At 74.5% G+C, this 18,113-nt stretch carries 18 protein-coding genes; 7 read left to right on the forward strand and 11 right to left on the reverse strand.

Translation table 11 applies throughout. The features are described 5' to 3' along the window. Positions 1-24: 24 nt before the first annotated feature. On the reverse strand, positions 25-2,106 hold the full coding sequence (locus tag AD017_RS11250) for a V-type ATP synthase subunit E (RefSeq protein ID WP_060574186.1): 2,082 nt from the start codon (positions 2,104-2,106) through the stop codon (positions 25-27). Positions 2,107-2,338: 232 nt separating this feature from the next. Between AD017_RS11250 and AD017_RS11255 the strand changes: the two genes are divergently transcribed. The 4 genes from AD017_RS11255 (at position 2,339) to AD017_RS11270 (ending at position 5,291) form a co-directional block, all read left to right on the forward strand. Then, a complete protein-coding gene (locus AD017_RS11255; protein WP_010240233.1) occupies positions 2,339-2,803 on the forward strand; it encodes a Fur family transcriptional regulator in 465 nt (154 codons plus the stop codon). Next, positions 2,800-3,921, forward strand: a complete 1,122-nt coding sequence (locus AD017_RS11260; protein WP_060574187.1) for a folate-binding protein YgfZ — start codon at positions 2,800-2,802, stop codon at positions 3,919-3,921. Before AD017_RS11255 ends, AD017_RS11260 begins: the two co-directional genes overlap by 4 nt. A 221-nt stretch (positions 3,922-4,142) precedes the next feature. Next, positions 4,143-4,346, forward strand: coding sequence for a DUF3073 domain-containing protein (locus tag AD017_RS11265; protein ID WP_010240231.1), 204 nt, complete (start codon positions 4,143-4,145; stop codon positions 4,344-4,346). A gap of 210 nt (positions 4,347-4,556) precedes the next feature. Beyond that, entirely contained in the window at positions 4,557-5,291 is a 735-nt protein-coding gene (locus AD017_RS11270; RefSeq protein WP_060574188.1) for an NUDIX domain-containing protein, read from the forward strand. Between the two features lie 245 nt (positions 5,292-5,536). Here the strand turns inward: AD017_RS11270 and purM are convergent, their stop codons facing one another. From purM to purS, 6 genes are all read right to left on the reverse strand, one after another. Next, on the reverse strand, positions 5,537-6,634 hold the full coding sequence (gene purM / locus AD017_RS11275) for a phosphoribosylformylglycinamidine cyclo-ligase (protein ID WP_010240228.1): 1,098 nt from the start codon (positions 6,632-6,634) through the stop codon (positions 5,537-5,539). A 50-nt stretch (positions 6,635-6,684) separates the two neighbouring features. Further along, on the reverse strand, positions 6,685-8,259 hold the full coding sequence (purF, locus tag AD017_RS11280) for an amidophosphoribosyltransferase (RefSeq protein WP_010240227.1): 1,575 nt from the start codon (positions 8,257-8,259) through the stop codon (positions 6,685-6,687). A gap of 134 nt (positions 8,260-8,393) precedes the next feature. Then, positions 8,394-8,726, reverse strand: a complete 333-nt coding sequence (locus AD017_RS11285; RefSeq protein WP_060574189.1) for a sterol carrier family protein — start codon at positions 8,724-8,726, stop codon at positions 8,394-8,396. Between the two features lie 7 nt (positions 8,727-8,733). Next, positions 8,734-11,034, reverse strand: coding sequence for a phosphoribosylformylglycinamidine synthase subunit PurL (gene purL, locus AD017_RS11290; protein WP_060574190.1), 2,301 nt, complete (start codon positions 11,032-11,034; stop codon positions 8,734-8,736). Positions 11,035-11,118: 84 nt separating this feature from the next. Continuing rightward, positions 11,119-11,790, reverse strand: coding sequence for a phosphoribosylformylglycinamidine synthase subunit PurQ (gene purQ, locus AD017_RS11295; protein ID WP_060574191.1), 672 nt, complete (start codon positions 11,788-11,790; stop codon positions 11,119-11,121). Next, positions 11,787-12,020 (reverse strand): phosphoribosylformylglycinamidine synthase subunit PurS, encoded by a 234-nt coding sequence (gene purS / locus AD017_RS11300; protein ID WP_029239885.1) that lies wholly within the window; start codon positions 12,018-12,020, stop codon positions 11,787-11,789. Before purS ends, purQ begins: the two co-directional genes overlap by 4 nt. A 62-nt stretch (positions 12,021-12,082) precedes the next feature. Here purS and AD017_RS11305 point away from each other — a divergent pair, with 62 nt between their 5' ends. The 3 genes from AD017_RS11305 (at position 12,083) to AD017_RS11315 (ending at position 14,196) form a co-directional block, all read left to right on the forward strand. After that, the gene (locus tag AD017_RS11305) at positions 12,083-13,093 is read left to right on the forward strand and encodes an NAD-dependent epimerase/dehydratase family protein (RefSeq protein ID WP_060574192.1); all 1,011 of its coding nucleotides are present in this window, start codon (positions 12,083-12,085) and stop codon (positions 13,091-13,093) included. 81 nt (positions 13,094-13,174) lie between these two features. Then, complete coding sequence (locus tag AD017_RS11310; protein ID WP_060574193.1) at positions 13,175-13,816, forward strand: MBL fold metallo-hydrolase; 642 nt, start codon at positions 13,175-13,177, stop codon at positions 13,814-13,816. Next, on the forward strand, positions 13,816-14,196 hold the full coding sequence (locus AD017_RS11315; protein ID WP_060574194.1) for a VOC family protein: 381 nt from the start codon (positions 13,816-13,818) through the stop codon (positions 14,194-14,196). Before AD017_RS11310 ends, AD017_RS11315 begins: the two co-directional genes overlap by 1 nt. A gap of 88 nt (positions 14,197-14,284) precedes the next feature. Here the strand turns inward: AD017_RS11315 and AD017_RS11320 are convergent, their stop codons facing one another. From AD017_RS11320 to AD017_RS11335, 4 genes are all read right to left on the reverse strand, one after another. After that, entirely contained in the window at positions 14,285-15,043 is a 759-nt protein-coding gene (locus tag AD017_RS11320; protein WP_060574195.1) for a DUF2334 domain-containing protein, read from the reverse strand. Positions 15,044-15,131: 88 nt separating this feature from the next. Next, the gene (locus tag AD017_RS11325) at positions 15,132-15,851 is read right to left on the reverse strand and encodes a GolD/DthD family dehydrogenase (RefSeq protein ID WP_060574196.1); all 720 of its coding nucleotides are present in this window, start codon (positions 15,849-15,851) and stop codon (positions 15,132-15,134) included. Continuing rightward, positions 15,851-16,357 (reverse strand): ribose-5-phosphate isomerase, encoded by a 507-nt coding sequence (locus AD017_RS11330; protein ID WP_010240207.1) that lies wholly within the window; start codon positions 16,355-16,357, stop codon positions 15,851-15,853. The genes AD017_RS11325 and AD017_RS11330 overlap by 1 nt, the downstream gene beginning before the upstream one ends. Then, entirely contained in the window at positions 16,354-18,078 is a 1,725-nt protein-coding gene (locus tag AD017_RS11335; protein ID WP_060574197.1) for a dihydroxyacetone kinase family protein, read from the reverse strand. The genes AD017_RS11330 and AD017_RS11335 overlap by 4 nt, the downstream gene beginning before the upstream one ends. Between the last annotated feature and the right edge of the window lie 35 nt (positions 18,079-18,113).

The raw sequence follows: 18,113 nt of genomic DNA on the forward strand, positions 1-18,113 counted from the left end.
GTCGGGGCCCGTACGCGTGGACCCTCAGCCGCTGCGCGTCCCCGACGACGGCTGCGCCGCGCCGGACCGGCCGTTGCCGGAAGCGTTGCCGCCGTTGCCTCCCGAGCCGTTCGGACGCCCGTTCCCGGAGCGGCCGCCGGCGCCGTCGGCGGCGTCGGAACCACCGCTACGCCCGTTCTGACCGTTGCCACCCTGGCCGGATCCGGTGCGGGAGCCGTCCTGGGTGCCGGTGGCCGGGGCGCGCCCGGCCGTGGGGTTGGCGGTCGTCGGCGGGTCGGCCTCGGGCTGCGACAGCGACGACGAACCCGCCGCGTCGCCCGTCGACGGCGTCGAGGAACCATCCGATGGGGTGTCACCGGAACGACGGACCGCGCCGACCGCGACGGTCCGCTCCGCGGCCCCGTCGGACTTGTCCTGGTGCGGCACCGCGGTCGTCGCGGGTTCGGACCGCCGCGGCTCCGACGCCGGGCGGAACAGGTCCGCGGGCTCCGGCTCGTCGGTGGCCCGGACGGCCGTGGTCCGCTCCGCGTCCGATGCGCCCTGGTTCCCCTGGGCGGGCTGGGGGCCGGGACGCGGTGCCGGGGACGGTGACGGCCGCGGGCCGGGACGCGGCCCCGGGCGGCTCTGCTGGCTCTGCTGGCCCTGCTGGCCCTGTTGCCCCTGCTGTCCCGTGGCGCCCTGACCCGGCTGGGCCGGACCGCCCTTGCCCTGACCCGGCTGCTGCCCGTGCCCGGGCTGCCCCGGGCCGGACGTGTTCGGCTGCGGTGCCGCGTCCTGCTTGCCCTGCTCGGCCTTCTCCGGCTTCGGCTGGGCGGACGGCTTCGACTCGGCCGCCTGACCGGGAGTCGCGTCCGGCCCCGGCTTCCCGGGGGCGCCTGCCGCGGCGGACGCCGGGCCCTTCTGGTTCGAGCCGGACGGCGTGCCCGAGCCGGACTGCTTGTTCGGGCCACCCTGAGCGGCCTGCTTCGGTCCGCCCTGGGCTGCCTGCTTGCTCGGACCGCCCTGCTGGCCGGCGCCACCCGACTGACCGGCGCCGCTCTGCTGACCGCCGCTCTGCTGACCGGCGCCCTGCTGACCGGCGCCCTGCTGACCGGTGCCCTGCTGACCGGTGCCCTGCTGACCCGCGCCGCCCTGCTGGCCGGCAGCGCTCGGCTGACCGGAGCCGCTCGGCTGACCGGGCCGGGCCTGCTGACCGGACGGACCCGGGCGGGCCTGACCGGCGGGCCTGCCCGGCGCCGGAGCCTCCGGGCGGGCCTGCTGACCGGAGTCGGCACGGGCCGGCTGGGGGCCGGGCTGCGGGCGGGGGCCCGGTCGCGGCGCGGCTCCCTGCTCACCGGCCTGGTTCGCCGCGGCCGGACGGGCACCGTTCACCCCGGCCGACGGCTGGGGACGGGCACCGGGCTGGGGACGGGCCTGCTGGCCGCTGTCACTGCGCCGGGCGCCGTCGCCGTCGTCGGTGCGGGGCCGGTCGTCGCCCCCGGGACGCGAGGGCTGCGGCGCACCGTTGCGGGACGCCTCGTCCGCCGTCTCCGGGGCGGCGGACGCCGCACCCCGGATCTCGTGGCGGGCCTTGTCACCGGCGCCGCTCGCGGCGCCCTCGGCACGGAGCTCGTCGCGCCGGCGGGTCAGCTCACCGACCTCGGCGCGGAGCTTGTCACCGTGCTCGCGGGCCCGGTCGGCGTCGGCGCGGGCCCGGTCGACCTGCTTGCGGGCCTCGGCGGTGACGCGCTCGGCGTCCGCCTTGGCCTTGTTCCGGATCTCCTCGGCCTCCTCCTCGGCCGTCTGCAGGATCGCCTGCATCCGGTCGGAGAAGTTGTCGACGGCGCCGTGCCGCTCGGCGTCCTGCGGGCCGGCGACCGGCGCGGGGCGTGGCCCCGGACGCGGCGGTGCGCCCTGCGCTCCGGCGGCCGCGAAACCGCCGGGCGGCGACATCGGCATCGGCGGCGGCATCGGCCGGCTCCGCAGTGCGTCGATGTCGGCACGCATCCGGCCCATGACCCGCTGCATCTGGACGATGTGCTCGTCCACCTGCCTACGGTCGTAGCCGCGGAGTACGACGTCGAACCGCGGGGAACCGCCCGGGCGGTCCGCCCCGTCTGTCGTCATCGTCTCTCCTCACAGGTCGTCCGGCATTGCGCGGGATACCCACGACCGGGCGAACCCGGTCGACCCCCGGTCGACAGGGTAGCTGCGCCTGCGCCGTCGCGGCGAACTCCGCAGCGCCCGGCCGCCGTACGGCGGCGTGGCGACCCCCGCGCCGGGGGATCCCGTGCCATGATGCGCGGCTACCGTCGTCGCCGTGCGACCCCCGCCCGCCGGAGCGAATACCATCGGCGTCGTGGACACCTCGCTCAAGGGCACGTTGCACAAGCGCGGACTGCGGATGACCCCCCAGCGCCAGCTGGTGCTCGACGCCGTGCACGACCTGGGGCACGCGACCCCCGAGCAGGTGTGCAGCCGTGTGCAGGAGACGGCACCCGCGGTCAACATCACGACCGTCTACCGGACGCTGGACCTGCTCGAGGAGCTCGGCGTCGTCCGGCACGCCCATCTCGGGCACGGTGCGCCGACCTACTCCGAGCACCAGCACCGGCACGTGCACCTCGTGTGCCACCACTGCGGCCGGGTCGACGAGGCACCGACCGAGCTGCTGTCCGATGTGGCCGAACGCACGCTGGCGGACCTCGGATTCCACCTCGACGCCACGCACGTGGCGCTGTCGGGGACCTGCGTCGACTGCGCGGACCACACGAACCACACCGACGACACGAGCCCCACGGGGGCCGTGGAGGGAGACCGGTGACCACACCCGGACCCGAGCAGGACACCGACACGACCGGCGGGCCGGCGGACCCCGACGCCGCCGTCCCGGCCCACCACGGCGACCCGCCCGCCGAGCAGCGTGCGATGGCGCGCGCGGCCGCCGTCGTCGACCGGAGCCACCGCGAGGTCATCGCGGTGAGCGGCGAGGAACGGCTGTCCTGGCTCCACCTGCTGCTCACCCAGCACGTCAGCGAGCTGCCGCCGGACACCGGCACCGAGGCACTGGTGCTGGACGTGCAGGGACGGGTGCTGCACCACATGGCCGTCGCGGCCACGGGCGACACCGTCTACCTCGACACCGAGCCCGGCGAGGGCGCGCCGCTGCTCGACTACCTGACGAAGATGGTCTTCTGGTCCAAGGTCGAGCCGCGTGACGTGACCGGCGAGCTCGCCGTCCTCGGCGTCGTCGGGCCGGACGTCCCGGACGTCCTGGAGAAGGCAGGCCTGCCGCTGCCTCCCGCCCCGCACGGCGTCGCCGCGCTGCCCGGCGGCGGTTTCGTCCGGCGTACCCCGTGGCCGGGCAGGGACGCCGTCGACGTCGTCGTGCCCCGCGACGCGACCGGCACCTGGTGGTCCGCGCTGACCGCGGCGGGTGCCCGTGCCGCCGGGACGATCGCCTTCGAGGCGCTGCGGGTGGAGTCGCGCGCGCCGCGGCTGCACCGGGACACCGACGACCGCACCATCCCGCACGAGGTGGGCTGGATCGGGCCCGCGGTGCACCTGACCAAGGGCTGCTACCGGGGCCAGGAGACCGTCGCCCGGGTCGCGAACCTCGGCAGGCCGCCGCGCAGGCAGGTGCTGCTGCTCCTCGACGCCGGTGACGAGGAGCTGCCCCGGACCGGCGATCCGGTCCGCCGCGACGATCGCACGGTCGGCCGGGTGGGCACCGTCGTGCAGCACCACGAGCTGGGCCCGGTCGCGCTCGCGCTCGTGAAGCGTTCGGTTCCCGTCGACGCCGAGCTGACCGCCGGCGTCGACGACCGGGTCTCCCCGGCCACGATCGACCCGGACAGCTACGAGCAGGACCCGGACAATCCGCCCCCGGGCCGCGCCGCCCGCGAGCGGACCGCGGGTGCCGCACGTCGCACGGACGGCTGACGCCCGGCCGGCGGTCCCCCGCCCGGTGCGGCAGCCGGGTGAACGACGGCCCACGGGCGACCACACGTGGACACCTGTGGCTGTGACGACGGCGGTGCCGCGTCGCACGTACCGGGGTGAGCAGGGTACGGTTAGAGGCACGACATTGATGAGACGAGAGGGGCCGCCGGGTCGTGTCAGCTGACCGGGCCGCCCCTTCCCTGTTGTAAGGGGGACCAGCCATGGGGCGCGGACGAGCCAAGGCCAAGCAGACGAAGGTGGCCCGCGAGCTCAAGTACGACTCCCCTGCTATGGATCTCGACGCGCTGCAGCGCGAGATCGGTAGCGGGACGGCGGTTACTACCGACAACGGCGACGACGGATACGGCGAGTACGCCGACCTCGCCGCCAAGTACAACGACGAGGACGACGACCCTCGCCGCTGAATTCCGTACCGGCGCCCGGGCCGGGGATCCCGATCCCCGCCACCCGGGCGCCGCGTCGCGCGCAGCACCGACTGCGCCCGCTCGCCGCTGCGTCCGGTACGCCGGTCGTACCGGACGGTTTCCCCCGGCCGGTCGGATAGGGCAAGATCATGAGCGCGCTCCCCCGCGGAGCGACGTTCCTGGTTCCGTTCTGTCCGAGGTGGTCACGAGATGCGCGGCAACCTCTTCGCGGTCGCCGTCAACCTCGTCGTGCTCACCGTGCGCTCGGAGAGCCTGCACGTCCTGCTCATCGAGCGGGGCGAGCAGCCGTTCGCCGGGCAGTGGGCGCTGCCCGGCGGTTTCGTGCGCCCCGACGAGGATCTGGTCCACACGGCGAGCCGTCGGCTCGGCGAGGAGACCGGAGCCGACACCGGCGACGCCGTCGTCGGTCATCTGGAGCAGCTGGCCAGCTACGCGGCCCCGGACCGGGACCCGCGTGGCCGGGTGCTGGCCGTGGGCTACGTCGCATTCGTGCCCGACATGCCGGACCCGACCCCGGGTGGCGGCGCCGTCGCCTCGGCCTGGGTCCCGGTCGACCGGGTACCCGCGCTGGCGTTCGACCACGACCGGATCACGGCCGACGGCGTCGAACGGGCGAAGGCGAAGCTGGAGTACACGACGCTGGCCGCGTCGTTCTGCCCGCCGCAGTTCACCGTGACCGACCTGCGCCGGGTGTACGAGGCCGTCTGGGACACGTCGCTGGACCCGCGGAACTTCCAGCGCAAGGTCACCTCGACCGAGGGCTTCCTGCTCCCGACGTCGACGCTCGTGACCGGCGGACGCGGACGACCGCCGCGGTTGTTCCGCCGGGGTCCGGCGACCGCCCTGCACCCGCCGATGCTGCGTGAGCCACACAGGGCGGCCGAAGCATCGCCTGTCGCGACCGGCGCTGGCCCGATCAGGTGAGGGCGGTCCGGCGGGCTCCGTCTGCGGCCCGGGCACGACGGGGCCGGGCCCCACGACCGATGAGGCCATCAGGGAAACCCGCTTCCCCAGGCAGCGATTCCAGAACACCGGGGCCCTCGATGAGCGCGACCGGCCCGGCGCCGAGCCGGTGACCGGTCCCCGGTAGCGCGGCCCTGGAGGACGCGGGCAGGAGAGCGCGACCCTCGGCGCGAGCCCGGGTGACGCCCCTCGGACCGCGCGGGGGCTCAGAAGCGGGGGTGCTCCCCGCGGAGCTGGACCCGGGCACCGAGCTCCCCGGAGCCGGCGCCCTCGACGTCGCCGGTCCGGCCGACCTCGCCGAGGACCCAGGCCGGGACGTGCCGTGCGGTGAGCACGGCGAGGGCACGGTCGACGTCCTCGGGGGGGAGCACCGCGACCATGCCGACGCCCATGTTGAACGTCTTCTCCATCTCGTCGCGGTCCACCCGGCCGCGGCTCTGGATCAGCTTGAACACCGGGGCCGGGGTCCAGGAGCCGCGGTCGACGGTCGCGGCGAGCCCGTCGGGCAGGACCCGCTCGAGGTTCCGGGCCAGCCCGCCACCGGTGACGTGCGAGAACGTGCGCACACCGGTCTCGGCGGTGATCGCCAGGCAGTCCTTGGCGTAGATCCGGGTCGGGACCAGCAGCTCCTCGCCGAGCGAGTGGTCGAACTCCTCGAGCTCGCCCTCCAGCGGCAGCCGCGCGATGTCGAGCAGCACGTGGCGGGCCAGTGAGTACCCGTTCGAGTGCAGCCCCGAGGAGGCCATCGCGACCAGCACGTCACCGGGGCGCACGCGCTCGGGGCGGAGCATCTTCTCGGCGTCGACGATGCCGACGCCGGTGGCGGACAGGTCGTACCCGCCCTCCTCCATCAGGCCCGGGTGCTCGGCGGTCTCGCCGCCCAGCAGCGCACAGCCCGCCTGCTGGCAGCCCTCGGCGATGCCCCGCACCAGCGTGGCGACCTGCTCGGGGACCAGCTTCCCGACGGCGATGTAGTCCTGCAGGAACAGCGGCTCCGCACCGCAGACGACGAGATCGTCGACGACCATCGCGACCAGGTCCTGGCCGATGGTGTCGTGCTTGTCCATCGCCTGGGCGATCGCGACCTTGGTGCCGACGCCGTCGGTCGAGGCCGCCAGCACCGGCTCCTGGTACTTGCCGAACTTCGCCGCGAACAGCCCGGCGAAGCCGCCGATGCCGCCCATCACCTCGGGCCGGGTGGCCTTCTCCGCGAACGGGCGGAACTGCTCGACGGCCCGTTCCCCCGCGTCGATGTCCACCCCCGCCGATGCGTAGCTGGCGGCGCCGGGCTCGGTCGAGGGCATGGGTCGGTTCTCCAGGTGCGGTGCGGTAACTCGTGGACGGTGCTGCGCGGTCAGGGCCGGGTCAGCGCCTCACCCGCACCGTATCCGACGGCCAGCGGGCCGGGATCCCCCGAGGCCGATCCGGAGGCCGTCGTGGCCGGGATGTCCTCCAGGAGGTGCTTGCCGAGCTGTGCCTCCTCCGGCAGCGCGATCGGGTAGTCGCCGTCGAAGCAGGCGCAGCACAGCCGGGAGCGCGGCTGCTCGGACGCGGCGACCATCTCCTCGACCGAGACGTAGCCGAGGCTGTCGGACCCGATCGAGCGCCGGACGCCCTCGGTGTCGGCACCGTTCGCGATCAGTTCGGCGCGGCTGGCGAAGTCGATGCCGTAGAAGCAGGGCCACCGCACCGGCGGCGAGGCGATCCGCACGTGGACCTCGACCGCACCCGCCTCGCGCAGCATCCGGACGAGCGCGCGCTGGGTGTTGCCGCGGACGATCGAGTCGTCGACGACGACCAGCCGCTTCCCGCGGATGACGCTGCGGAGCGGGTTCAGCTTCAGCCGGATGCCGAGCTGGCGGATCGTCTGGCTGGGCTGGATGAAGGTGCGGCCGACGTAGGCGTTCTTCACCAGGCCCTGGCCGTAGGGGATGCCGGAGCCCTGGGCGTAGCCGATCGCGGCCGGGGTGCCGGACTCCGGGACCGGGATGACCAGGTCCGCGTCGACCGGGTGCTCCTCCGCCAGCCGGCGGCCGATCTCCACCCGGGTGTCGTAGACCGAGCGGCCGGAGATGTGGGTGTCGGGGCGGGCCAGGTAGACGTACTCGAACACGCAGCCCTTGGGCTCCGGCGCGGCGAAGCGCTGGCTCCGGATGCCGTCGGCGTCGATCGCGATGAGCTCGCCGGGCTCGACCTCGCGGACGAACGAGGCACCGACGATGTCCAGCGCCGCGGTCTCCGAGGCGACGACCCAGCCGCGCTCGAGGCGCCCCAGCACGAGCGGGCGCACACCGTGCGTGTCCCGGGCCGCGTACAGCGTGTTCTCGTCGGCGAAGGCCATCGAGAACGCGCCGCGCAGCCGCGGGAACAGCCGCATCGCCGCCTCGTAGACACCGAGATCGGCGGCGCCGGCCGCGAGGAGCTCGGTCACGAGGTCGGAGTCGGTGGTCGCGCGCAACCCGGACCGGTTGCGGTTCTCCAGCCGGGCGACGTCGTCCCGCAGCTCGGCGGTGTTGACCAGGTTGCCGTTGTGCCCGAGCGCCAGGCCGGAGCCGGTCGCGGTCGTCCGGAACGTCGGCTGGGCGTTCTCCCAGGTCGTCGCGCCGGTGGTCGAGTAGCGGCAGTGCCCCACGGCGAGGTGCCCGCGGAGCGAGGACAGGGTCTGCTCGTCGAACACCTGGCTGACCAGGCCGAGATCCTTGAACACGACCATCCGCTGGCCGTCGGACACGGCGATGCCCGCGGCCTCCTGGCCGCGGTGCTGCAGCGCGTAGAGGCCGTAGTAGGACATCTTCGCGACGTCCTCACCCGGCGCCCAGACGCCGAACACCCCGCACTCCTCGCGGGGACCGGTCTCGTCGGGCTCGGGTTCGGCGGCGGACGGTGTGGTGGGGGCAGGGCTGACGTGCTCGTTCCGGGCGGAACTCAACGCGGCGCTCCTCGGCTGGCGTACCGGACCAAGCGTTGATCGTACGCGCGCAACACGGCGTTCACCCAGGTCCGGGGACGGGCGTCACGTCGGTTGCGCTGTGCACCCGCCCGACCACGGGATCGGGCCCCGGATCACCGGAGCGGCAGCAGGTCCGCGACCTCGCCGGCCCGCGATCCCGAGGCGCTGACCGCCCCGGACGCGACGGCGTCGTCCCAGCTCAGCCGCCCGACGGCGAGCGCGATCCAGGTGCGCGGATCGGTCTCGACGACGTTCGGCGGGGTGCCCCGGGTGTGCCGGGGCCCCTCGATGCACTGCACCGCGCCGAACGGCGGCACCCGCATCTCGACACTGTGGCCGGGTGCGCGGTGCGCCAGCTCCTCCAGGGATGCCTTCACCGCCGCCTTGCGGACGGCGCGATCGGGTTCGGGGCCGCCGTCCAGCCAGTCGTCGAGGACGTCGCCCATCGGGGCCTCAGACCGAGACCGCGCCGAACCGCGCCGGGAGCGTCCCCTCCCAGGCGGTGCGGAGCTCGTCCAGCTCGAGGTCACCTGCCCCGTCGCCGAACCGCAGCGCGGAGCCGCCGGTGTCACCGATCCGGGCCGCGGGCACGCCGGCCCCGGCGGCGCGGGCGAGGAACGCGTCGGCGTCGGCGACGGTCACGAGCACCCGCCCGGCGGACTCGGAGAACAGCGCGGTGAAGGTGTCGTCGTGCACGGCGGTCAGGTCGATCCGGGCGCCCCTGCCGGTCGCCAGTGCCGCCTCGACCAGGGCCTGCGCGAGCCCACCGTCGGACAGGTCGTGGCTGCCGGTGACGGCGCCGTCCGCGGCGGCCGACGCGAGCAGCCCGGCCAGGCGCCGCTCGTGCTCCAGGTCGACGGCCGGGGGCTTCCCGCCGAGGTGGCCGTGCACCTCGTGCGCCCACTCCGAGCCGCCGAACTCGGCGGCGGTGCTCCCGAGCAGGATCACGGCGTCGCCGTCACCCCCCGCGAACCCGGCCGGGATCGCGGTGGTGACGTCGTCGATCACGCCGAGGACGCCGACGACCGGGGTCGGCAGGATCGCCGTCGACCCGGTCTGGTTGTAGAAGCTGACGTTGCCGCCGGTCACCGGGGTGCCGAGCACCGCGCAGCCGTCCGCCAGACCGCGCACGGCCTGCTGGAACTGCCACATCACGTGCGGGTCCTCGGGCGAGCCGAAGTTCAGGCAGTCGGTGACGGCCAGCGGCACCGCGCCGGAGGTGGCGACGTTGCGGTACGCCTCGGCCAGCGCGAGCTGCGCCCCGGTGTAGGGGTCCAGCGCGACGAACCGGGCGTTGCAGTCGGTCGCGACCGAGACGCCGCGGCCGGTGGACTCGTCGACCTGCACGACCCCGGCGTCGGCGCCGTGCGCGGCGACGGTGTTGCCGCGGACGTAGCGGTCGTACTGGTCGGTCACCCAGGACCGGGAGGCGAGGTTCGGCGCGGAGGCCATCCGCAGCACCTCGGCCCGCAGCTCGGACGGGGTCTCCGGGCGGGGCAGCTTCTCCGGGCCGTCGGCGACCAGCGCGTCCTGCTTCGCGTCGTCGCGGGCGACCGGGCGCTCGTAGACCGGGCCCTCGTGGGCGACGGTGCGCGGCGGGACGTCGACGACGGTCTCCCCACCGGAGGTGATCACGAGGCGGTCGCCGTCGGTGACCTCGCCGATCACGGTCGCGATGGTGTCCCACTTGCGGCAGACGGCGAGGAACGCGTCGACGTTCTCCGGGGTCACGACCGCGCACATCCGCTCCTGCGACTCCGAGGAGAGGATCTCGGCGGCGGTCATGCCGGTGGCGCGCAGCGGGACCTGGTCGAGGTCGACCTGCATGCCACCGTCGCCGGCGGAGGCGAGCTCGGAGGTGGCACAGGACAGCCCGGCGCCGCCGAGGTCCTGGATGCCGACGACCAGCCCGGCCGCGAACAGCTCCAGGCAGCACTCGATGAGGACCTTCTCGGTGAAGGGGTCGCCGACCTGGACGCTCGGGAGCTTCTTGCGCCCGGCCCCTCCGGTCGACTCGTCGAAGGTCTCCGACGCCAGCACCGACACACCGCCGATGCCGTCGAGCCCGGTCGTCGCACCGAACAGGATGATCTTGTTGCCGGTCCCGGAGGCGAACGCGAGGTGCAGGTCCTCGCTCTTCAGTGCTCCGACACACAGGGCGTTGACCAGCGGGTTCCCCGCGTAGGACGAATCGAACACGACCTCGCCCGCGACGTTCGGCAGGCCCAGGCAGTTCCCGTAGCCGCCGACGCCGGCGACGATCCCGGGCAGCACCCGGCCGGTGTCGTCGGCGTCGAGCGGGCCGAAGCGCAGCGGGTCGCCGACGGCGATCGGACGCGCGCCCATCGCCATGATGTCGCGGACGATGCCGCCGACACCGGTCGCCGCGCCCTGGTAGGGCTCCACGTAGGACGGGTGGTTGTGCGACTCGACCTTGAAGGTGACGGCCCAGCCGTCGCCGATCGACACGACACCGGCGTTCTCGCCGATCCCGGCGAGCATGGCCTTCTTCATCTCGTCGGTCGTGGTCTCGCCGAAGTAGCGCAGGTGCACCTTCGACGACTTGTACGAGCAGTGCTCGCTCCACATGACCGAGTACATGGCCAGCTCGGCGTCGGTGGGCCGGCGACCGAGGATGTCCCGGATGCGGGCGTACTCGTCGTCCTTGAGGCCCAGCTCCCGGTGGGGCTGCGGCTGGTCCGGCGTCGCCTCGGCGTGCTTGACGGAGTCGACGGTCACCTCGGGCTGCGTCACGGCGCCAGGGTAGACGCCCCGGCGCCGTGATCCGCGGGGCCTGGGACGGGACTCACCGGGCCGCAGGCCGCATGCGGCCCTCCGTCAGGCGGTGACCTGCGCGAGCACGGAGGTGAACAGACCCAGACCGTCGGACGACGGGCCGGTCAGGTCACTCGTCGCGTGCTCCGGGTGCGGCATCAGGCCGACGACGTTCCCGGCCGCGTTGGTGATGCCGGCGATGTCGCGGGTCGAACCGTTCGGGGCGCCGTCGCGGTAGCGGAACACCACCCGGCCCTCGCCCTCCAGCTCGTCGAGGGTCGCGGCGTCGGCGACGTAGCGGCCCTCCTGCGACTTCAGCGGGATCGTCAGCGCGTCACCCGCGGTGTAGTCGCTGGTCCAGGCCGTCCGGTCGTTCTCCACGGTCAGCACGAGGTCGCGGCACAGGAAGTGCATGCCGGCGTTCGCGACCAGTGCCCCGGGGAGCAGGTGCGCCTCGCACAGGATCTGGAAGCCGTTGCAGATGCCGAGCACCGGCAGGCCCCGCCCGGCGGCGTCGACGACCTCGCGCATGATCGGCGCCAGCGACGCGATCGCACCGGCCCGGAGGTAGTCGCCGTAGGAGAACCCGCCCGGCACGACGACGGCGTCCACACCCTGCAGGTCGTGGTCGCCGTGCCACAGCGGGACGGCCTCGGCGCCGGCGCGGCGGACGGCACGGGCGGCGTCGACGTCGTCGAGGGTCCCCGGGAAGGTGATGACACCGACCCTGCTCACAGCCGGGTCACCGTCCAGTCCTCGATCACCGGGTTCGCCAGCAGCGAGCCGGCGAGACGGTGCAGGGTCTCGTCGTCGATCGCGTCGTCGACCTCGAGCTCGAAGTGCTTCCCCTGCCGCACGCCGCTCACGCCGGACACCCCGATCCGGCCGAGCGCCCGGGTCACGGCCTGACCCTGCACGTCGAGGATCTCGGGCTTGGGCATCACGTCCACCACCACTCTGGCCACGCGCTCACCCTACGGCGAACAGGGGTGACGGCTCGACGTGCCTGCCCTCACCATCGGGCGGCATGCGCATCCTGGTGCTCGGCGGATCGGTCTTCCTCTCCCGCGCGGTCGCGGGGGCGGCGCTCTCCGCCGGGCACGACGTGACCTGTGTGTCGCGTGGCGTCTCCGGCGCGCCGCCGCACGGTGCGACGGTGCTGCGGGCCGACCGCTCGACGCCCGGGGCGCTGACCGCGGCGCTGGCCGGCACCTCGTTCGACGCGGTCGTCGACGTCGCGACGATGTCCGCACCGTGGGTCCGGGAGGCGCTCGACGCCGTCGGTGACCGGGCGGGGCACTGGACGTTCGTCTCGTCGCTCAACGCCTACGCCGACCTGTCGCTGCGCGGCGGGACCGTCGGCCAGGCCACGCTGCCGCCCCTGCACACCGGACCCGATCCCGCGGTGCAGCTGTCCGACCCGGACGTCTACGGCTCGGCCAAGGTCGGCAGCGAGCACGCGGTGCGCAGCCGGCTGGGTGACCGGGCCCTGATCGTGCGCGGCGGGCTGATGTGCGGGCCCGGCGACGTCCTGGACCGGTTCGGGTACTGGGCGAACCGGTTCGCCCGCGGCGGGCGGGTGGTGGTGCCGGACGCGCCGGGACACCCGATGCAGATCGTCGACGTCCGTGATCTCGCCGCGTGGATCGTCCGCTGCGCCGCGGACGGGACCGCCGGGACGTACGACGGCACCGGACCGCGCTCGACCCTCGCCCGGGTGCTGGAGGAGGTCGCCGGCGCCGTCGGGGCGGCGGACCTCGACCTGGTCCCGGTGCCGGTCGAGACCCTGCAGTCCGAGGACGTCGCGATCTGGGCCGGCCCCCGCTCGCTGCCGCTGTGGCTGCCGGAGACGCACTGGGGCCTGGCCGACCGCGACGTCACCGACACCCTCGGCGCGGGGCTGACGGTGCGACCGGTCTCCGGGACGGCCGTCGCCGCGCTGGAGCGGGAGCACGACCTGGGCCCGGACCGGGCGCGGCTCGCGGGCCTGACCGCGGACGAGGAGGAGAGGGTGCTGCGGGCGCACACGACCGGCTGAGACGTGCCGCGGGACCGGCGTGAGCGACGCGCGGGGCTCACCCGCCCGGACGAACCCCGCCGGACCGGGGATGCTGGACGCATGCACCTGACGCACTACGGCCACGCCTGCGTCCTGGTCGACACCGGAACCGCCCGGCTGCTCTTCGACCCGGGCGCGTTCTCCTCCGGCTTCGAGTCCCTCGACGGCCTCGACGCGATCCTCGTGACCCACCAGCACTTCGACCACGTCGTGCCCGAGACGCTGCAGGCACTGCTGCGGGCGAACCCGGACGCCGCCCTGGTCACCGACGGCCAGACCGCCGGCCAGCTGGACGGCGTCGACGCCCGCACCGTCGCCCCGGGTGACCGGCTCACCGTCGGTGGGGCGGAGATCTCCGTCGTCGGGTCCGGCGACCACGCGGTGCTCCACCCGGACATCCCGGTGATCGCCAACAACGGCTACCTCGTCACCGCCGACGGCGACACCCTGCTGCACCCCGGTGACGCCTACGTCCCGCCCGGGATCGACGACCTGCAGACCCTGCTGCTGCCGACCGGCGCGCCCTGGCTGAAGATCTCGGAGGCCGTCGACTACCTGCGGTCGGTGGCGCCGCGGACGGCCGTCCCGATCCACGAGCAGACGCTGGCGAACCCGGCGCTGCACCACGGGTTCTTCGAGAACCTCGGGCCGGAGGGGACGACCCTCCTCGTCCCGGACCGCGAGCAGACGGTCGGCCTCTGATGGCGATGACCTGGGAGCGGGTCGTGGTGGACGCCCGTGACCCGGTACGCCTCGGGCGCTGGTGGGCCGAGGCACTGGACTGGGTGGTGGTGAACCACTCCCCGCAGGAGTTCGAGATCCGGCCGGCCGTCGGCGGCGCCCCCGGCATGACCTTCGTGTCGGTCCCGGAGGGGAAGCGGACGAAGAACCGGATGCACATCGACCTGCGCCCGGACGGCGTGCGCGACTCGGAGGTCGCCCGCCTGCAGATGCTGGGCGCGACCCGGGTGAACGTCGGGCAGCACAGCGCGGGGGCGAAGCCGGGCGACGAGCCCTGGACGGTCCTCGCGGATCCCGAGGGCAACGAGTTCTGCGTGCTGGGCATGCCCCGCACGGTCTGACGGAACGGGCCTGTCCACAGGCGGCACCGGTTGTCCACAGGGGAACACACACTGTGGACAACCGAGCCCTGTCGCCAGGTGGTCGGGGTCAGGCGGCGGGGAGCGCCGCCGTGCAGAGGCCACGGTGCACCGACGGCGTCGCGCCGGCCGCCCGGGCCGCGTCGATCGCCGCGAGGGCCGTCGCGGCCCGGTTCTCCTTGCGCAGGTCCTTGGCACGCAACGCGATCCGCACGATCCCGCCGCGCCGCGCGGTGCGGACGGCCTGCTGCTCCAGCGCCCGGCCGCGGCGCCGGTCACCGGCCGTGGGCTCCCGGAGCCACGGCTCGGAGCTGCGGAAGGTGAGCACCTTGGCCCGCAGGACCTCGCCCCCGGGCACCCGCAGCGAGGTCTCGTCCGTGCACAGGGCGAACCCGAGATCCGCGAGCGCCTCGAGGGTGCCGGTGGACGCGGCCCAGCGCGGCGGGGCGAACCCGTCGGTGGACAGTCCGGTCGCGGCGAGGATCCGGCGGGCGCCGGTGATCCGCAGCGCGGCCTCGTGCCGCGGCAGCGCGCCGAACTCGGTGCGCCGGCCGATCCGCGGTACGGCGCCGTTCTGCCAGGCGCCGACCGGGTCGGCGGTGTGGTCGTAGCCGTGGAGCAGCAGGTCGTCGCCGGCGCGGACCCGGCCCGCGATCCAGCGCACGAGATCGTCGCCGCGGCGCAGCGCACCGTCCGGGCCCTTCGGCTGCACCAGATGGGTCAGCGGCACCCCGAGACGGTCCAGCTCGGCGGCGAAGGCGGCGGCGCGGGCCCGGTCGGCGTCGTCGCCGTCGGTCAGGCCGGACAGCGACACCAGCAGCGTGCTCATGGCCCCATGGGACCGGACCGACGTGAACCGCACGTGAGGAGCGGCGGTCGCCGGGACGACGAGCAGCGCAGCGCTTCGCGCCGCCCGATCAGCGGGCGGTGAAGCCGCCGTCGACCTTGAGCTCGGCCCCGTTCACCATCGCCGCCTCGGCGGAGGCCAGGTAGACGACGGCCGCCGCGATCTCGGACGGCTCGGCGAACCGCCGCGCCGGGATCTCCGCCCGGTGCGCCTCGCCGGCCGGGTTGTCCCAGGCCTTCCGGCCCAGGTCGGTGAGGACGACGGTCGGTGAGACCGCGTTGACCGTCACCCCGTGCGGCCCCCACTCGACGGCGAGGGTGCGGGTGAGCCCGTTGATCCCGGCCTTCGACGCGCAGTACGCCGCGTGCATCTCCAGGCCGCTGCTCGCGGCCTGCGAGGCCAGGTTGACGATGCGGCCGTACCCGCGCCCGACCATGACCCGCCCGGCGGCCTGCGCCATCAGCCAGGACCCGGTGAGGTTGACGTCGAGGGTCTTCCGCCAGGCGTCGATCCCCAGCTCCAGCGCCGGTTCCAGCAGCGCGATGCCGGCCGAGTTGACCAGTACGTCGACCGTGCCGTGCCGGTCGACGACCTCGGCCACGCAGGCGTCGACGGCGGCCGGGTCGGCGACGTCGACCCGGTGGGTCGAGGCGCACGCGTCGCCGGTGATCCCGCCGAGGTCCGCGCCGGCGACGACGGCGCCCTGGGCGGCCAGCGCCCGGGCGACGTCCGCGCCGATGCCGGACGCCGCCCCCGTCACCAACGCGACGCGGCCGGTGAGGTCGAACATCAGCAGTCCGTCCCGACCGCGCCCGCCTCGGCGAGCCGGTCGCCGTCACGGCGGTCGTAGTCGTTCAGCGCGGCGACCTTCTCGGCGGACGCCGACTGCGGGTCGAAGCGGTGCTCCAGCCACTCGGCCGCCAGCTTGCGGGCCAGCTCGATCCCGACGACGCGCTGGCCGAAGCACAGCACCTGGGCGTCGTTGGACTTCACCGAACGCTCCACCGAGAAGGTGTCGTGCGCGGTGACGGCACGGATGCCCGGGACCTTGTTCGCCGAGATCGCGACGCCGAGCCCGGTGCCGCAGACCAGCAGCGCCCGGTCCGCCTCGCCGTCGGCGACCTTGCGGGCCGCGGCGACGCCGATGTGCGGGTACGCGGTGTGGCCGTCCTGCGCGACGCCGACGTCGATCACCTCGGCGACCCGGTCGTCGGCCTGCAGGTCGGCCTTGAGGGTCTCCTTGTAGTCGAAACCGGCGTCGTCGGCGCCGACCACGATGCGCAGCTTCTCGCTCACTTCTGCTCCTCCTCGGATGTCAGGACGTTCCCGACCGCGGTGACGACCAGCGCCATCGACGTCGCCCCCGCGTCGGGCGTTCCCACGCTCTTCTCGGCCAGCGGACGGGCCCGGCCGATCCTCGGCCGCAGCCCGGCCGTCTCCTGTGCCTTCGTCGTGGCGAGCGCGGCGGCGGAGGTCCAGGCGGCGGCGAGGCCCTCGCCGTCACCGACCCGGCGTTCGAGCTCGTCGACGAAGGGCAGCAGGGCGTCGAGCAGCGTCTTGTCACCGGGCTCGGCGCCGCCGAGCTGCTGGATCGTCGCCGCGAACTCGCGGGCCCCGGCGGCGACGGTGGCCGCGGGGTAGCTGTCGGCGGTGTCGCCGAGGTGCCGGCCGAGCGACTCCAGTGCGGCACCCCACAACACCCCGGACGTACCGCCGGCGCGCTCGGCCCAGGCCTGCCCGGCCTGCTGCAGCAGCCAGCCGCCACCGACGTCGTCGCCCGACTCGGCGATCCGGGCCGTGGCGGCGGTGATGCCCTTGACCATGCCGCGCCCGTGGTCGCCGTCGCCGGCGACGGCGTCGATCCGGCCCAGCTCGTGCTCGTGCTCCCGGATCGTCGCCTCGACGGCGGCCAGGCCGGCGCGCACGGTGCCGCCCAGCCGTCGTCCGGCCTCGCCGGCCTCCGGCGCGGTGACGACGGCCTCGGCCTCGGCGAGCTCGTCGGCGGTGTGCGCGCGCAGCGCGGCCAGCGGGGCGCCGGCCTTGCGGTAGGCCGGGGTGTAGCTGTCGGCCCGCCAGAGCGGGTCGAGCTCGTCGTCGAGCCACATGAGCGTCAGCGAGCAGCCGCCCATGTCGAGGCTGGTCACGAGTTCGCCGACCTCCGGGTCGACGATCTCGAGCCCGGCGTCGCGCAGCCGCGGCGCCACGTGGCGCCAGAGCAGGAACAGCTCCTCGTACTTGGTGGTGCCGAGGCCGTTGAGGATCGTGCCGATCCGGCCCGGGGCACCGGCGGGGGCGTTCTTGAGCACCTCGTCGACCAGCAGCTCGGCGAGCTCGCGGGCGGGCAGCATCGGCACGTCGCGGATGCCGGGCTCGCCGTGGATGCCCAGGCCGAGGCCCAGGTGCCCCTCGGGGACGGAGAACAGCGGCTCGTCCTCGCCGGGCATGGTGCAGCCGGAGAACGCGACGCCGAGGGTGCGGGTCGCGGCGTTCGCGGCGTTGCCGAGCCGCTCGACCTCGTCGATGCCGAGGCCCTGCGCGGCGGCGGCGCCCATCGCCTTGAAGACGGTGAAGTCGCCGGCGATGCCGCGCCGCTCGTCCTCGGTGTCGGAGGAGGCGACGTCGTCGGTGACGACGACGATCCGGGTGTCGATGCCCTCGGCCCGCAGGCGCTCGGCCGCGATCCCGAAGTTGATGTTGTCGCCGGCGTAGTTGCCGAAGCTGAAGATCACGCCCCGGCCCTGGTTCGCGGCCTTCCCGACCGAGTAGGCCTGGGCCGCCGACGGCGACGTGAAGATGTTGCCGACCACCGCGCCGGTGGCCAGGCCGGGTCCGACCGTCCCGCAGAACGCCGGGTAGTGCCCGGACCCGCCGCCGATCACGACGGCGACCTGCGGCTGCTCACCGCGGTGCGAGACCACCCCGCCGTGCACCCCTCGGACACGGTCGGCGTAGAGGTCGAGGAAGCCGGCGAGCTGGTCGTCGGCGAACTCGGCCGGGTCGTCGAAGATCCTGGTCATGTCCCCTCCTCGGGACGGGTCCGGGCGGGCCGCGG

It is taken from the genome of Pseudonocardia sp. EC080619-01, assembly GCF_001420995.1.
Classification (GTDB): domain Bacteria; phylum Actinomycetota; class Actinomycetes; order Mycobacteriales; family Pseudonocardiaceae; genus Pseudonocardia.